The following is a 15,273-nucleotide window of genomic DNA, read 5'->3' as shown; positions in this document are numbered from 1 at the left end:
GGCCCGGGTCCTGGTCAGCCAGGCGCGGCGTGCCGTTCCGAAAACCTGAGCAGTTGGGCAATCGTGTCGTGTTCGGCGTTGGAGGGGAGATCGGAGATAGGCCACCAGCGCAGATCCAGCGATTCCGCGCTGCGAATTGCAGGTGCTCGATCCGGTGCCCAGATAAGGAACCGCACGTCTAGGTGGCGCGTCGGTACACCCAATGAACACGTGATTGGATGGGTGTGTAACCCAAGAACGTGCGGATCGAGCCGGAGCCCGGAGATCCCTGACTCCTCGGTTGCTTCGCGCAGCGCTGCATCGTGGATTGTCGCGTCGCTCTCCTCGCAGTGACCACCGAGTTGTATCCAGCGGCCCACCTTAGGGTGAAGGGTGAGCAAGACACGCGAGCGGTCCTCCGACAAGACCAGGCTTGAGGCAGTCACGTGGCCGGGAGCGTGCTTGCGGAGACAGCCATCGGGTGCCGCGTCGAGGAACGCGAGCATCGTGTGTCGCACCGAGTCCTGCTCACTTGTCGGTGCGTGAAAGTTAGTGAGCGCAGCGACAGCTGACGCGTGGAGTGCGGTCATCACAGTTCGAGGATCATTCCGTCGGTCGGGCGCGGGGCGCGTACGGCAAGAGGCTCAGCCGGATATCCGATGGCGATCGCGCCTAGCGGTTGCCAGTCGTCGGCCAGCGCGAGCACAGCACGCACTTCCGCTGGGGCGAAGATCGTGGAGCCCACCCAGCAGCTGCCGATTTCCCGAACGGCGAGGGATACGAGCAGTCCTTGTACCGCTGCACCGACCGCGACTGTGAACATGGTGGTCTCAGCCATCTGCCGCGATTCGTCGGGGTAGTGATGCGCACCCTGGGTAACTAGGCAAGGAATGATCAATTCCGGTGCGCGATAAAGTATCTCGCCTCGCGTGAGCCGCCGTTCGATGGCCTCGGGGGAGAGGCCGTCGGCGGTCAAGTCGGCGCGCCAGCGCTCCCGCATGGTGTCGAGCAGTTCAACTCTTTTCTCGCGGTCGCGCAGCCAGACGAACCTGACTGGCCGGGTATGGTGTGGCGCTGGCGCGGTGAGTGCTTCGCCGAGTGCGGCACGAATGTCTTTCGCGCACACTGGGGTAGCCGCGAACTCCCGGACTGATCGCCGGAGGAGCAGTGCCTCTTGCCGTCCGCGGGTGAGTGCTTCTTGCGTGCCGAGCCAAAAAAGATCCTCGTCGCCACCACGGATGAGATCGCGCGCACGGGATCCGTCATCGCGCGAGGCGAAGCCACGCACGACTGCCGCGGGCGTGCGTGCGAGCTTACCCTTGACGAGGTCCGATGCCGCTGCAAGTTCGTCTGCGACAGCGATATTCGTTACTTGGAGGTCATTCCCGTAGCTGTCGCGTGTCCCGGTGTACGGATGTAACACCTGGACACCCGAGGCTCCGATCGCTGCGTCGATCTGGCCGAGCCGCCAGGCGCGTCCCATCGTGTCCGTAATGAGAACGCCGACATCGGTGCCGAGTAGTCCCTTGATTCGCGCCCGGATGGCGGCCGCGCTCGCGTCGGGGTCCTCCGGAAGAAGCGCGATCTCCGTTAGTGCGATATTCGAGCCGTCGACGCCCGAGGCAGCCTGCACGATGCCGAGCCGGTTTTCCGTGATCAGCGTGCGGCCGAAACGAGCGAGGACACGCACAGATTCCTGCTCGACAAGTTCACGGCGCAACGCGTCTCGCGCGTCCGGGTCGGCGGGTGCGGGTACGACGCGGCCTTCTGCCTTGGACACGGCCTTGCTGGTGAGCACAACGATGTCCCCCTGCTGAAGCCACGGTGCCGCGGTGGCGAGAAGGTGGCCGAGGTCGGCACCTCGCTGCACTTCGGGAACGCCGTGCACCGGCAGGATCTGAAGGCCGCCGGTGGCTGCGTGGTCACCGGGCTGCAATTCGCGTTCTCCGTTCACAGTTGCGCGCCACCGAGTTTCAGCGCTTCCCGCACGATTTTGGCAGTCGCGTCCACGTCCGTCATCAAGATGGGAGCTGTCTGAATTGCCACACCAGGTACCTCTGCGGTATCACCGGGGTGAATGAGCCAGCCATCAAGCAGCCCTGTTCCACTGCGCGCCCCGTAGTACTGTGCGACACCCTGTGCGCTGGTTTCGGTGCCTGCGATGCGGAGGCAGGTGTCAGCCATGCCACGCAACGGCCTGCCGCCGATGATCGGTGAGATGCCGATCACCGGTGCCTGCGCGGTTCGCAACGCGCCTCGGATGCCGGGGATGGCAAGTATTGGCGTGATGCTGACGATCGGGTTCGACGGCGCGAGCAAAATCACATCTGCTTCGGCAATCGCTTCAAGCACTCCTGGAGCAGGCTTGGCGCTGTCCGCGCCGATGTGTGCGAAGCTGTGCGTCTCAAGTTTTGCCCGATAACGAACCCACCACTCCTGGAAGTGAATTGCGCGCTGGTTGCCGTCGTCAGGACCGGTGATAACTGCGTACGTTTCGCAACGGTCGTCACTGGCTGGAAGCAGCTTCACACCTGGATTCCAGCGTGCGCAAAGGGCTTCGGTGACGTCGGAGAGCCGATAGCCGGCCCGAAGCATCTGGCTGCGTATGAGATGAGTGGCGGTATCGCGGTCACCGAGCCCGAACCAGTCAGGCTTCGCTCCGTACGCGGCTAGTTCCGCTTTGAGGTGCCACGTTTCTTCCGCGCGGCCCCAGCCGCGAGCTGAGTCGATTCCGCCGCCGAGTGTGTACATGCAACTGTCAAGATCGGGGCAGAGGCGCAGGTCGTGCATCCATGCGTCGTCACCGATATTGACGATGGCCGTGATCTTGACATCGGCATTTTCTGGTACGCTCGTGTCATTCTTGCTGCTGAAACCGGGGCGCAGGACTTCTCGCACACCGACGAGGAACCGTGCGCCGCCAACTCCACCGGCGAGGACTGTCAGCTTCACGGGTTGTCAGCCTACGTGGTTTTCCGGTGCGTCGCTCCCGGCGATCGCGCCCTGTGACTGTGGGCGGTCGAGTGTCGCGGCGGCAGCGGAAGGGTATGGATTTGACATTAGTCCGAATTGTGGCCCGTGTCGCCGCTGATCGTTACTGGGAGGAAGTGGTAGAGGAATCTTTCGGTTTACTTGCGCGGACCGCAGAAAAAGTGTCTAATCACACATGTGTCATTCACTTCGTGACATGGGGCGAATACCGCACAGGGGCCGTGCGGAATCTGGATGGGGCTGTCCATCTGCTCGGCGCCGCGTGATATGTCGCCTGGCGACGTGAACTTCAGTGTCAGCAGTGCGCGACAACAGGTTGGGGATACAGAGAATGCCGCACTTTCAGGAATTCAGAGAGCCATCCAGGTCAATGACGACTAATTTATCCAGTGACGTAACGTGGGGTGTGCCGGTGGCGACAGATTCGGTCGCTGAGGCTGAGCGTGTGCAGGCTGAGGGGGCGCGCCCGCAGCTCAAGTTGGTGGAGGCCGACTTCGATCACCTGTTCGAAGTGGTGCACGAGGAGTGGCAGGATCGCGCCCTATGTGCGCAGACTGATCCGGAGGCATTCTTTCCCGAAAAGGGCGGCTCAACGCGCGAGGCAAAACGGATCTGCCTTGGCTGTGAGGTGCGAGATGAGTGCCTTGAGTACGCGCTTGCGAATGATGAGCGCTTCGGCATCTGGGGAGGCTTGTCGGAGCGGGAGCGTCGCCGTTTGAAGAAGGGGATTGTGTAATCCCGCAATCCTCAACCCCAGCCGCGCTAGGCTAAGAACTTGCTGAGAAGATCCTCAAAGTCGACTCGAAGTAATGCGGTGGTGTAGTAGGGCGATTCCTGGAAATCGCCCGACTACACCACCGCACCTTTTTGCATTATGGGCAATTGTTGATAGTCAAGCTAAGTAATAGATAAACGCGCATATAAAGTCTAAGTAAATCGCTGTTGAAGTGATGCCTATGGCGCAATTTCGTCAGGGGGCAGACCCAGATAGGTAGCGACTTGTTCGACCAGTATGTCGTGCACGAGCTGAGTGAGTTCCTCGGGTGTCTCGGCGCGGAGTTCGAGCGCACGCCGGAACAAGACGATCCGCGCCCGGGTCGTTTGTCCGCGCTTGTCGATACCTGCTGGAACCAGTCGCGACAGCGGTACTGGCCCGTCCGCTACGATCTCGGGCGGCCAGGTCACTGATTCGGGATTGAGAGCCCTGATCATCGGCACTTCGTCAACCGCGATATCCAATTCACCGAGACGCTTGTGCCAGCGGGCTTCGATCGGCTCGAAAGCTGCCAGCGCCACAGAGTCGAATTTCTGTGCCCTAGACTTCCACGCCGGAACTGTGTCCTGAATAAGGCGGCCGCGCAGGCCCCGGCCCCGACGCTCCGCCGCGCGGGTCGAGTTGCGGCGTGCGGACGCGCGGTTCAGCGACGTAGCCGGGACGGATCGCGGCAGGCTGCTCGACTCAGCGCGCTTACGGGTCATGGCGGCACTTTACCGCCGCCGCTCACTGGATCTCGACACGCCACCCGTCCCGCCCGACACGAACGCGCCTAGGGCGCGTCAATCGCCGGATTGCCGGGCGGGCCACGCTACCCTCCACTCTTGTGAGTATCGTGCGGCGCTGTTGTAAACCCGGTTGCAAGGGTCGCGCTGTGGCAACGCTGACGTACATCTATGCCGAATCTGTCGCTGTCGTAGAGCCCCTCACTGAGAGCGACGGTCCCCATTCGTGGGACCTGTGCGAGGCGCATGCACTGCGGATCACCGCACCGCGCAATTGGGAATTGGTGCGGCACTGGTCTCCGGTCGACGTCACCGGTGCGGGTAGCGCGGCTGGCCCTGACGACGCGTCCGCGGATGCCAGCCAGCAGCCCCGGGCCGCCGAGCCGGGCGCTGTCGCGACAGCGACGATTGAGTTTGGCGCCGAGCCAGATATTGCGCAGAGCAGGGTCGAGATCGGTCCCGGCCACCACGTGCGGCGCGCACATCTCAGAGCACTTCCAGCGCCCGGTGCTGAATCACCGGTTTGGTGAAGCCTCCTTCCTGCCCCTCGCGTCATCGTGACGGTTAGGCTGACTCGAAAGCTGAGTCCCAGCGTGGTGACAGGAGTGGGTAGATGAGCCGTTCCGCTGATTCGGTGAACTCCGTGATCAAGGCGTACGACGTCCGGGGAGTCGTCGGTGAGCAGATCGACGCGGAGTTCGTCAGAGATATCGGTGGCGCGTTCGCGCGGCTTGCGCGCGAAGAGGGTGCGGGTCGCATCGTAGTGGGGCACGACATGCGGGAGTCGTCACCGGGGCTGGTGAAGGCGTTCGCTGAGGGAGTGCAGGCGCAAGGTCTCGATGTTGTCGACATTGGGCTTGCTTCGACGGACGGGTTGTATTTCGCTTCGGGCAGCCTTAACTGCCCAGGTGCGATGTTCACCGCGAGCCACAACCCGGCGAAATACAACGGCATCAAACTGTGCCGCGCGGGAGCTCGTCCAGTGGGGCAGGCAAGCGGACTGGCCCAGATTGCACGCGAGGTGCAGGCCGGTGTGCCGGACTATAATGGCGCGCGCGGGACAGTGTCATCGCAGAATCTGCTGAGCGAGTATGCGGAGTTCGTGCGGAACCTCGTCGACCTGACGCAGATGCGGCGGCTCACCGTCGCAGTCGACGCCGGAAACGGGATGGGTGGCTACACGGTTCCGGCGGTCTTCAGGGAGCTGAACGTCGAATTGAAGCCGTTGTATTTCGAGCTCGACGGCTCCTTCCCGAATCATGAGGCGAATCCGCTCGACCCGGCCAATCTGGTCGATTTGCAGAACTTCGTCCGTGAAACAGGTGCCGATATCGGTCTGGCCTTCGACGGGGACGCGGACCGCTGTTTCGTCGTGGACGAGCGCGGAGAACCGGTTTCGCCTTCGGCTGTGACGGCGCTCGTCGCGGGCCGCGAACTCGCGAAAGAGCCCGGGGCCGCGATCATTCACAACCTCATTACATCGCGGGCCGTGCCCGAGATAGTGGCTGAGCGTGGTGGCAAGGCCGTGCGGACGCGGGTAGGGCATTCGTTTATCAAGCAGACGATGGCCGAGACCAACGCGATCTTTGGGGGCGAACACTCTGCTCATTATTATTTCCGGGATTTCTGGGGTGCGGACTCGGGGATGCTAGCCGCGCTGCACATGCTCTCAGCGCTTGGCGAACAGCCTCGTCCGCTCTCCGAGCTGATGGCAGAGTATGAAAGGTATATCGCTTCCGGCGAGATCAACTCGACAGTGGCTGACGCCGCGCGGCGTATGGAAGAGGTTGCTGCCGAGTTCAAAGAGCGAGCTGCAGCGGTTGACTGGCTCGACGGTCTCACGATCGACCTTTCGGATGGGTCGTGGTTCAACTTGCGGGCGTCGAACACAGAGCCGCTGGTGCGCCTTAATGTGGAGGCGCGAGCTAAGAAGCGGGTCGACGAAATAACCGCCGAGGTTTTACGGATCGTACGCCGGTAATACCTGACAAAGCGGGCGATAATAAGAGCAGGTAGCCGTTCGCTGGCTGGACAGTCCAGCAGGGCCGGGACACGAAAGGGGTGGCGGCGATGGACACACTATTGCCGGGCGTTGGGCTTGACGACGCCGACGGACTGATCGCCGCCGACCGTGAGGGGCGGTTGCGCCACGCTGCTTTGTCTGGCGCTCAGGTGCGCGCCGCTGCAGTGGCGGCAGAAGAGGGCGCGCTTTCGGCAGTGGTTGCTTCGCGCCCCCGAAGCCTCGTGCTTGTCGCGCGCAGGGGAGCCGCTGTGTCCGCAGTACACCTAGTAAGCGCAGCGCTTGCCCGTGAGTTTGTCATCCCGGTTGTGGTTACCGATCACGCTCCGTCCTGGGTCGGGCCGCTCGACGTGGTGGTGATTGCTGGCGATGATCCCGGCGATCCCGTGCTCGTGGAGTCCGTGGACCGCGCGGGTCGGCGGGGCTGTGAGACTGTGGTCATTGCGCCAGCAGGGGGGCCATTACAAGCGGCTGCGGCGGCCCGTGCGGTATCGCTGCCGCCACGAGTTACCGTGCCGGATCAATTCGCGCTAGCAGGCTTCGTCGCTGCGATCATCACGGTTATTCAGTCGCTGCGGGGAGGATTGCACACTGGGGCCGGGTTCGACCTGATGAGCTGCGCGGACGCCCTCGACCACGAAGCTATGCTCAACCACCCGCAGCGCGACGTGTACGAGAACCCGGCAAAGTCGCTGGCGGAGAAAATGATCGGTCATCGTACGGTGCTGTCGGGGGACTCGCCGGGCACGCGGGTGATCGCCTCGCATGCTTCGCAGGCATTTGTGCGCGTCGGCGGGTTCCTTGCGCCAGATGCGGATCTGGCAGAGGTATTGAACGGTCTGCCGCTACTGGTCGCCAGCGTGCCGCCCGATTATGATCCCTTGTTCCACGACCCTGAACTCGACGGCCCGGCACCTGCGGCGCCGCTTTGCATTGTGCTGCTTGCCACGACCCAGGAGCGCACCGAGCTTGAACGACGTGCTGCCATGCTTCGGGGCAACGCTGTTCTCGTCTTGCCGGAGCATACCGGTGGTGCCGAGATAGCTGATGCAGCCCAGCCCGGTCACCAGGCCGAGGGGAGTGGGGGGATAGTTGCCACGGCGGAGCGCGATAGAGGCAAGATGAGGGAACTGTGTGAATTGATGGTTCTTGCGTCGCGGCTGGAAATGGCCGCTGTGTACCTACAGATGGCGGGGTCCCACTAGTGCAACTGCTCGAATGCCCTATTCGGAATTACGCGTGGGGATCGAGAACGTCACTTGCGGAGCTGCGAGGATTGCCCGCGCCCGCCGACCATCCGGAAGCGGAACTCTGGATGGGAGCGCACCCCGCTGATTCCGCCTGGTTGCGTGAGGATGGCGGGCGTGTCAGCCTCGTCGACGCGATCGCCCACGACCCGGCAGCAACGCTGGGTAGCCGTGTCCGGGCCGAGCATGGTGACCAGCTGCCGTTTCTGCTCAAAGTGCTTGCCGCGGAGGAGCCGCTCTCGTTGCAAGCTCACCCGAGTCGGGAGCAGGCGCGCGACGGCTTCGCTAGAGAGAATCGTGCTGGCATTCCGCTCGATGCGCCGCACCGAAACTACAAAGACGAGAATCACAAGCCGGAACTGCTTGTAGCGCTCACCCCGTTCCGGGCCTTAGCCGGATTTCGCGACCCCGCGAAGACCGTAGATGTGCTCAAGCATCTGTCGGGCCCGATCATGAAGCACTACTGCGACATGCTCGCGGAGCAGCCAGATTCCGGGGGCCTGCGCGCACTGTTCACGACGTGGATCACGCTGCCGCACCGGCCGCTGCGTGCCCTCCTCGATGACTTGACCGATGGGTGTGTCAGGTATCTGCGCGAGGACGCTCACGGTCCTTTCCGTCCGGTCGCAAAGATGCTGCTGGAACTCGCTGAGTACTACCCGGGCGACGCGGGGGTGCTGACCGCGTCGCTCCTCAACTATGCCGAACTCGAGCCGGGGGAGGGCTTGTACCTCGCAGCCGGGAGCTTGCATGCCTACCTGCACGGCATGGGTGTCGAGGTGATGGCTAATTCGGACAATGTGTTGCGCGGCGGTATGACGCCGAAGCACGTGGACGTTGCGGAACTGCTTCGCGTGCTCGATTTTTCACCGACGGACGCGCTCCCGGTCGGCGTCTATAACGCTAGCCCCGGTGGTACGGCGGAGTTCATTTATGACACCCCAGCACCAGAATTCCAGCTGTCAAGGATCGAACTCGACGCCACGGGCCTCCATCACAGTGTGTCAATCGGTGTGATCGACGCTGGCCCGCAAATCCTGGTGTGCACCCACGGCGGCGTCACCGCGCGGTGCGAGGGCGAAGAGATCGAAGTCCCGCAAGGGGCTGCGCTGTGGGTGCCAGCGTGTGATCGTGAAGTGATCTTGCATGCAGGTTCGGCGCGCTCTCAAGTCTTTCGCGCAGTCGTGCGGGCTTAGGCGCAGTGGCAGTGTGCTTGCCAGAGTTTGCGCACAAGCGGGAAATCTCCAGCAGATCGCTCCGGCCCGCTTGCTGGCATTTACAACTGAACCGATTCAGTTTTACAAATATGGTTACTGTGTCTAGCTGGCGAACGAATAACTGCCTATAGTCAAAGGAACGAGTTGCTACGACATCGAGGTCTAGCACATCGACAAAGTTAGGCATGATGTAAATGTCTGCACCGACTCAAGGCAGTGCGATCGAGGCTTCGGACAGCGATGCTGCTGACGCAGCGTCGCTTGAGCGCTGGCGCGATCGCAAGCGCTACCTCTGGCTGCTTTCTTTGATTCCCTCCGCCGCCACCTTCATCGCGTGGGGTCTGGTGACCGCGACTGGATGGGGTGGCTTCTGGTGGGCCGGCCTGGCGATTGTCTTCGTCATCATCCCGATCATTGATGTGTTGCTGGGTGAGGACGGGCAAAACCCGCCCGACGAGTTCATCGAGGAACTCGAAAACGACAAGTACTACCGCTGGTGCACATACCTGTACATTCCGCTCCAGTACGGTGGCCTCCTCGCCGCGGTGTACCTCTGGGCTTCTGGCTCGCTCAGTGTCGTCGAGAGCATCGGTCTTGCGACCACCGTTGGTGTCACCGCAGGCATCGGGATCAACACCGCTCATGAATTAGGTCACAAGAAGCAGGAGAACGAGCGCTGGCTCTCTCGGGTTGTGCTCGCGCAGACCTTCTATGGACACTTTTACATCGAGCACAACCGCGGGCACCACGTTCGCGTTGCTACGCCCGAGGATCCGGCATCGTCCCGCATCGGGGAGAGTTTCTACCGCTTCTGGCCCCGCACAGTTGCTGGGAGTTTGAAGTCCGCTTGGGAAATTGAGAAGGCTCGTTTCGCCCGTCTCGGCAAATCACACTGGACGGTCAAGAACGACGTTCTGAATGCCTGGCTGATGTCGGTGGCACTGTTCGGTTCGCTCCTGGCTGGTCTCCAGGTACTGAGTTTCGCAGGTGCGCTTGAGAACTACAGCGTCTGGAATGTCCTGCCCTACTTGGTTGTCCAGGCAGTGTTCGGCTTCAGCCTGCTCGAGGCTGTGAACTATCTCGAGCACTACGGCTTGCGCCGCAAGAAGCTGCCCAGTGGCCGGTACGAGCGCTGCACGCCTGAACACAGCTGGAACAGCGACCGCATTTGCACGAACATCTTCCTGTACCACCTGCAGCGGCACAGTGATCACCACGCCAACCCGACCCGCCGGTACCAAACGCTACGCAGCATGGAAGGCGCACCCCAGCTTCCGGCAGGCTACGCGACGATGATCGTAGTTGCGCTCATTCCGCCGCTGTGGCGCAAGGTGATGGACAAGCGTGTGGTCGCGCACTACAACGGTGACATCACGCAAGCTAACATCGAGCCCGGTAAGCGTGACAAGGTCCTTGCGAAATACGGGGACGCAGTGCCAACTACAACGGTGTAGGGAGGTCCGCTGTGATGAGTACGTACAGATGCACAGTGTGCGATTACGAGTATGACGAGGAGAAGGGTGACCCGCGCGAGGGGTTTCCCGCCGGTACATGCTGGGATGCCGTCCCGGATGACTGGCCCTGCCCTGACTGCGGGGTGCGTGAGAAAATCGACTTCGTCCCGCTCACCAGTGCTTGAGTCGCACAAACTCTGACCATCTCGTGCCCGCCGGGTGCCTGCATTTCAGCACCCGGCGGGCACGCCCACAAGAACCATCGAGACAACGTCGTCGAAGATTGCGAGAAAATCATGAGCGTCGAATACAAGGTCTTCCGGTGTCTGCAATGCGGATTCGAGTATGACGAAGCAGAAGGTTGGCCCGACGAAGGCATCGCGCCAGGCACCCTCTGGGACGACATCCCCGATGATTGGAGCTGCCCAGACTGCGGCGCCGCCAAGGCGGATTTCGAGATGGTAGAGGTTTCCCGCTCGTGAGTGATCAGATTGCCCCGGATGGAACCGTCGTCATCGTCGGTAGCGGGGTGGCCGCTGCCACGGCCGCTGAGTCTTTGCGTAAAGAGGGCTTTGGCGGCCGGGTCGTCATGATCAGCAACGACGGTGAGTACCCCTACCGCCGTCCGCAGCTTTCCAAAGAACTTCTACAGGGATCGGTGACGATCGAGCGTTCGCGGCTCCGGCCTCCCGCGTTCTGGGACGAGCAAAAGGTAGAGATCCGGCGCGGCGTCACGGTTACCGACATCGACACCGCGGCCCGCGTCATCGCGCTGGACAATGGCGAAGAGCAGCGGTACGACGCGCTCCTGATCGCGACCGGTGGGCGGCCCCGTGCGGTCCCCGGGTTCGCGCCAGAAGAGCAGTCGAATGTGCATTACCTGCGAAGCATCGCTGACGTGGCGTCGCTGCGGGAAGCCATCGAAGGGCCCGGCGCGATGCTCATCATCGGTGCCGGGCTGATCGGCTGCGAGGTTGCCGCGACTGCACGCGGCCTTGGTAGTGAAGTCATCTTGCTCGAGGCCGGGGATCGTCCGCTCGGCCGGGTACTTCCCAAACCAGTCGCGGAAATCTATGCGCAGATGCATCGAGACAATGGCGTAGACCTGTGGACGAATGTCGAACTCGACCAACTCGATGTTCGCCCCGACGGAGTCACTGCGGTGTCGCCGCGCGGGCAAGTCTGGTCAGGCTCATCTGCCCTGATTTCGGTTGGTATGGCACCTAATACAGAGCTGGCTGAACGTGCCGGACTCACTGTCGATACGTCAGGCCGCGGCGGCATCGTTGTTGACAAGTATTGCCGGACCTCAGCCCCGAACATCTACGCGGCAGGTGACGTCGCGATCTTCCCGAACTTGCTGCTCGGTGGTGTCCAGCGTGTCGAGCACTGGAGTCACGCGCAGGAACAAGGCGCCCACGCTGCCCGCGCAATATTGGGAATGCCAACGCCATACGCCGACGTTCCGTGGTGCTGGACGAAGCAGTACGGAAAGAACCTGCAAGCCGCGGGATGGCCGTCGCCTGATGACGAACTGATTATCCATGGGTCTCTCGAAGACCATGATTTCACCGTCCTGTGCCTGCAGAATGACCGGCTAGTCGGTGTCGTGTCGATGGGGCGGCCGAAGGAATTCCGAAGCGCCAAAGCACTCATTAATGATGCCCCGTACATCCGGCGCAGGGTGCTGGAGGTCGGCATACCGACGACGGCTCCACTGGCGATGCCCGATCTCTCCTCAGCTGCGCCGAAGTAGCTGGCTCGGGCTGCGCGCCGACGAGCAATCATGACAACGCTCGTTGTAAACTTAGTTGACTCGCGCGGCCTATACCGCCGACCGGGCGACCCAGTGTCAAGTTCTTTGACACCGCACAGGGCTTTCCTTAATGTCGGGAGCATGCCTGGTGGAAGAACGCGGGGTTCGTATCAAGAAGCGGCCCGGCAACTGTTGCGAACGTCTGTGCTTGACGCGGTCCGTTCTTTGCTCGATGAGAAGGAATGGTCGGACATCACGATGGCCGAGGTCGCGCGTGCCGCGGGTGTGAGCCGTCAAACCTTGTACAACGAATTCGACTCGCGCCAAGGGGTCGCGCAGCAGTACATTTTGCGGCTCGTCGATCAGTTCATCGACGAGGTGCGGGAGGCGGTCGCCGCACATCCAGGTGATGCACGTAGTGCTGTAGTCAGCGCGTTTGAGCGGTTCATCGGGATCGCCACGAACGATCCCGCTGTTCGCTGGGCACTGCTCGGCCGGGCCAAGTCGGAACTTCTCAGCCTCATCACCACCGACGGGTGGCCAGTTCTGGAAAAAGCCGTCACCAGCCTCGCGGAAGTCTTTGAAAACAGCTGGGTGCAGCTGTCGCCGGGCGACGCGCGCATTGCGGCAAATCACGTCGGCCGAATTGCATTGAGTTTCATCGCGATTCCGGCACGGTCACCAGACACGATCATCGACGATTTCACCAGCTTCGTCGTCCCGTTCTTCGAGCGAGCCTACGAGGCATCGCTCGCCCGCCGTCAGGCTTCGTAGCTACGGTGGGAGCACTGGGGAGTTCACAGCGTCACGGAGATAACAGCGCCAGGCGGCGAGCCTCGTCGCCCGCCAGGCCGCGCGTTAACGGTATAGCCTGTCGTATCGGTGCGAAGACCCACCGGTGTCTCGCGAGAAGGAGTTGATGAGGAGCATGGCGGTACAGCCATCAGTGGCGCAGCGCAGCGGACTTGATTTCAAAGTCGCTGATCTTTCGCTGGCCGAGTTCGGACGGAAAGAAATCCGTCTCGCTGAGCATGAAATGCCGGGTCTGATGTCGCTGCGCAGGGAGTACGCGGAGGCGCAGCCTCTCAAAGGCGCGCGCATTACAGGCTCGCTGCACATGACTGTGCAGACCGCGGTGCTGATCGAGACCCTTACTGCGCTCGGCGCGTCGGTGCGCTGGGCGTCGTGCAACATTTTCTCGACGCAGGACCACGCCGCTGCCGCGATTGCGGTCGGCCCGTATGGGACGCCTGAAGATCCGCAGGGTGTGCCTGTGTTCGCTTGGAAGGGTGAGACGCTCGAGGAATACTGGTGGTGCACCGAGCAGGCGCTCACGTGGCCGGACGAAGCAGGGCCCGTGAACATGATTCTCGATGACGGCGGCGACGCTACTATGCTCGTCCTGCGCGGCGCACAATTCGAACAGGCCGGTACCGTGCCGCCCGTCGATCCCGAGCAGCATTCAGCCGAGTACCAGGTGTTTCTCGGCCTGCTGCAGCGTTCGATTGAGGCCGATGCGCAGAAGTGGACGAAAGTGGCGCAGTCCGTTCAGGGCGTTACCGAAGAAACCACCACTGGGGTGCACCGGCTCTATCAGTTTGCTGCCGTCGGGGAACTCGTTTTTCCCGCCATCAATGTCAACGACTCGGTGACCAAGAGCAAGTTCGACAACAAGTACGGGACTCGGCATTCCCTCCTTGACGGCATCAACCGCGGAACTGATGTGCTCATCGGCGGCAAGCACGCTGTTGTCTGCGGCTACGGGGATGTGGGCAAGGGGTGCGCGGAAGCGCTTCGCGGGCAGGGCGCACGCGTCACGGTTACTGAAGCAGACCCCATCAATGCGCTGCAGGCGATGATGGACGGTTACCCGGTCGCAACCGTCGACCAGGTGATTTCGTCGGCGGACATCATCATTACCGCGACCGGCAACAAGGACGTGATTACGTTCGAGCACATGCGGAAGATGAAGCACCAGGCAATACTCGGCAATATCGGCCACTTCGATAACGAGATCGACATGGCTGCGCTGGAGAAGTCACCCGCAACGACGCGGGACATCATCAAACCGCAGGTAGATGAGTGGAAGTTCGACGACGGGCATTCGATCATCGTGCTGTCGGAAGGTCGACTCCTGAACTTGGGCAACGCGACCGGCCACCCTTCCTTCGTGATGAGCAACAGCTTCTCGAACCAGGTCATCGCGCAGATCGAACTGTGGACGAAGAATGACGAATACGACAACGAGGTGTACCGCCTGCCGAAGCACCTCGACGAGAAGGTGGCGCGCATCCACGTTGAAGCGCTCGGCGGCACGCTCACCAAGCTGACGAAGGAGCAGGCGGAGTACATCGGTGTGGACGTCGAAGGCCCGTATAAGCCGGACCACTACCGCTACTGATGGGTGAACTCATCGCGCTCGAGGGCCTCGACGGGGCAGGTAAGCGGACCCTGACCGAGAAGCTCGTGGTTCACATGGAGGCTGCTGGTGCGCGGGTCGCGACCCTCGCGTTCCCGCGCTACGGCGCCTCCGTACATGCAGACCTGGCTGCTGAAGCGTTGCGCGGCAGTCATGGTGATCTCGCTGCGTCGGTGCATGGGATGGCGCTGCTCTTCGCGCTCGACCGCTTCGGCGCGCGGGATCATTTAACCGAACTCCTGGCGAATCACGATGTGGTGTTGCTTGATCGGTACGTCGCCTCGAACGCCGCTTACGGGGCCGCGCGGTTGCACGAAAGCGCTGATGGATCCTTCGTTACCTGGGTGCGTGATCTTGAGTTCGGGCGCTTCGCGCTGCCGCGTCCGGCTAAGCACCTCTATCTCGATGTTCCCGTCGAGCTCGCACAGCGCCGTGCCGCGTTCCGTGAGGGTACGGAGAGCGGCCGCGAGCGGGACGCGTTCGAACGCGACGCCGCACTTCAGGAACGTACCGCAGCGCTGTATGCACAGCTGGCCAACCAAGGCTGGTGCTCACCCTGGCAGGTGGTCCATGACAGCGACCCCGGTGAAGAGCTCACGCGATGGCTTCTCGCATAGTCGCCACCTAACGCGAGTTCGGTACTCTCGAAGGTGAGGGTGCGCACAAAGCCTGGCGACGCGCGGCGCGCCG

16 protein-coding genes are annotated in these 15,273 nt (G+C 62.1%); 12 read left to right on the top strand and 4 right to left on the bottom strand.

Translation table 11 applies throughout. The features are described 5' to 3' along the window. Positions 1 to 14: 14 nt before the first annotated feature. The 3 genes from ONR57_RS03285 to cofD are packed head-to-tail and all read right to left on the bottom strand — an operon-like array spanning position 15 to position 2,931. Positions 15 to 569 (bottom strand): NUDIX hydrolase, encoded by a 555-nt coding sequence (locus tag ONR57_RS03285; protein ID WP_265121766.1) that lies wholly within the window; start codon positions 567 to 569, stop codon positions 15 to 17. Next, entirely contained in the window at positions 569 to 1,933 is a 1,365-nt protein-coding gene (locus tag ONR57_RS03280; RefSeq protein ID WP_265121464.1) for a coenzyme F420-0:L-glutamate ligase, read from the bottom strand. Before ONR57_RS03280 ends, ONR57_RS03285 begins: the two co-directional genes overlap by 1 nt. Further along, positions 1,930 to 2,931 carry a 2-phospho-L-lactate transferase gene (cofD, locus tag ONR57_RS03275; RefSeq protein ID WP_265121463.1) on the bottom strand — a complete coding sequence of 334 codons (1,002 nt, stop codon included), beginning with the start codon at positions 2,929 to 2,931 and terminating at the stop codon, positions 1,930 to 1,932. Before cofD ends, ONR57_RS03280 begins: the two co-directional genes overlap by 4 nt. Positions 2,932 to 3,448: 517 nt before the next feature. On the opposite strand from cofD, the gene ONR57_RS03270 reads away from it, so the two are divergent. Then, complete coding sequence (locus ONR57_RS03270) at positions 3,449 to 3,706, top strand: WhiB family transcriptional regulator (protein WP_265121764.1); 258 nt, start codon at positions 3,449 to 3,451, stop codon at positions 3,704 to 3,706. 218 nt (positions 3,707 to 3,924) lie between these two features. Here ONR57_RS03270 and ONR57_RS03265 read toward each other — a convergent pair whose 3' ends face one another. Further along, positions 3,925 to 4,449, bottom strand: a complete 525-nt coding sequence (locus tag ONR57_RS03265; protein ID WP_374116379.1) for a metallopeptidase family protein — start codon at positions 4,447 to 4,449, stop codon at positions 3,925 to 3,927. Between the two features lie 122 nt (positions 4,450 to 4,571). Here ONR57_RS03265 and ONR57_RS03260 point away from each other — a divergent pair, with 122 nt between their 5' ends. The 11 genes from ONR57_RS03260 (at position 4,572) to ONR57_RS03210 (ending at position 15,200) form a co-directional block, all read left to right on the top strand. Further along, positions 4,572 to 5,000: a DUF3499 domain-containing protein gene (locus ONR57_RS03260; RefSeq protein WP_265121461.1), complete on the top strand. Its 429-nt coding sequence runs from the start codon at positions 4,572 to 4,574 to the stop codon at positions 4,998 to 5,000. 83 nt (positions 5,001 to 5,083) lie between these two features. Further along, positions 5,084 to 6,451: a phosphomannomutase/phosphoglucomutase gene (locus ONR57_RS03255; RefSeq protein ID WP_265121460.1), complete on the top strand. Its 1,368-nt coding sequence runs from the start codon at positions 5,084 to 5,086 to the stop codon at positions 6,449 to 6,451. Between the two features lie 89 nt (positions 6,452 to 6,540). Continuing rightward, positions 6,541 to 7,695 carry a tobH protein gene (locus tag ONR57_RS03250; RefSeq protein ID WP_265121458.1) on the top strand — a complete coding sequence of 385 codons (1,155 nt, stop codon included), beginning with the start codon at positions 6,541 to 6,543 and terminating at the stop codon, positions 7,693 to 7,695. Further along, positions 7,695 to 8,933 (top strand): mannose-6-phosphate isomerase, class I, encoded by a 1,239-nt coding sequence (gene manA, locus ONR57_RS03245; RefSeq protein ID WP_265121456.1) that lies wholly within the window; start codon positions 7,695 to 7,697, stop codon positions 8,931 to 8,933. Before ONR57_RS03250 ends, manA begins: the two co-directional genes overlap by 1 nt. A 215-nt stretch (positions 8,934 to 9,148) precedes the next feature. After that, positions 9,149 to 10,408 (top strand): alkane 1-monooxygenase, encoded by a 1,260-nt coding sequence (locus tag ONR57_RS03240; RefSeq protein ID WP_265121455.1) that lies wholly within the window; start codon positions 9,149 to 9,151, stop codon positions 10,406 to 10,408. 14 nt (positions 10,409 to 10,422) lie between these two features. Further along, on the top strand, positions 10,423 to 10,593 hold the full coding sequence (locus ONR57_RS03235; protein ID WP_265121454.1) for a rubredoxin: 171 nt from the start codon (positions 10,423 to 10,425) through the stop codon (positions 10,591 to 10,593). Between the two features lie 111 nt (positions 10,594 to 10,704). Beyond that, positions 10,705 to 10,890, top strand: a complete 186-nt coding sequence (locus ONR57_RS03230; protein ID WP_265121453.1) for a rubredoxin — start codon at positions 10,705 to 10,707, stop codon at positions 10,888 to 10,890. Beyond that, complete coding sequence (locus ONR57_RS03225) at positions 10,887 to 12,164, top strand: FAD-dependent oxidoreductase (RefSeq protein ID WP_265121452.1); 1,278 nt, start codon at positions 10,887 to 10,889, stop codon at positions 12,162 to 12,164. Before ONR57_RS03230 ends, ONR57_RS03225 begins: the two co-directional genes overlap by 4 nt. A gap of 141 nt (positions 12,165 to 12,305) precedes the next feature. Then, positions 12,306 to 12,938, top strand: a complete 633-nt coding sequence (locus tag ONR57_RS03220; protein WP_265121451.1) for a TetR/AcrR family transcriptional regulator — start codon at positions 12,306 to 12,308, stop codon at positions 12,936 to 12,938. A 154-nt stretch (positions 12,939 to 13,092) separates the two neighbouring features. Beyond that, the gene (gene ahcY, locus ONR57_RS03215; RefSeq protein ID WP_265121450.1) at positions 13,093 to 14,565 is read left to right on the top strand and encodes an adenosylhomocysteinase; all 1,473 of its coding nucleotides are present in this window, start codon (positions 13,093 to 13,095) and stop codon (positions 14,563 to 14,565) included. Next, positions 14,565 to 15,200: a dTMP kinase gene (locus tag ONR57_RS03210; protein WP_265121449.1), complete on the top strand. Its 636-nt coding sequence runs from the start codon at positions 14,565 to 14,567 to the stop codon at positions 15,198 to 15,200. The genes ahcY and ONR57_RS03210 overlap by 1 nt, the downstream gene beginning before the upstream one ends. Positions 15,201 to 15,273 lie beyond the last annotated feature (73 nt).

It is taken from the genome of Hoyosella sp. YIM 151337 (assembly GCF_026041215.1).
GTDB lineage: Bacteria > Actinomycetota > Actinomycetes > Mycobacteriales > Mycobacteriaceae > Hoyosella.
The sequence above is the reverse complement of the archived record's forward strand: the minus strand, read 5'-3'. Positions and strand labels throughout refer to the sequence as shown.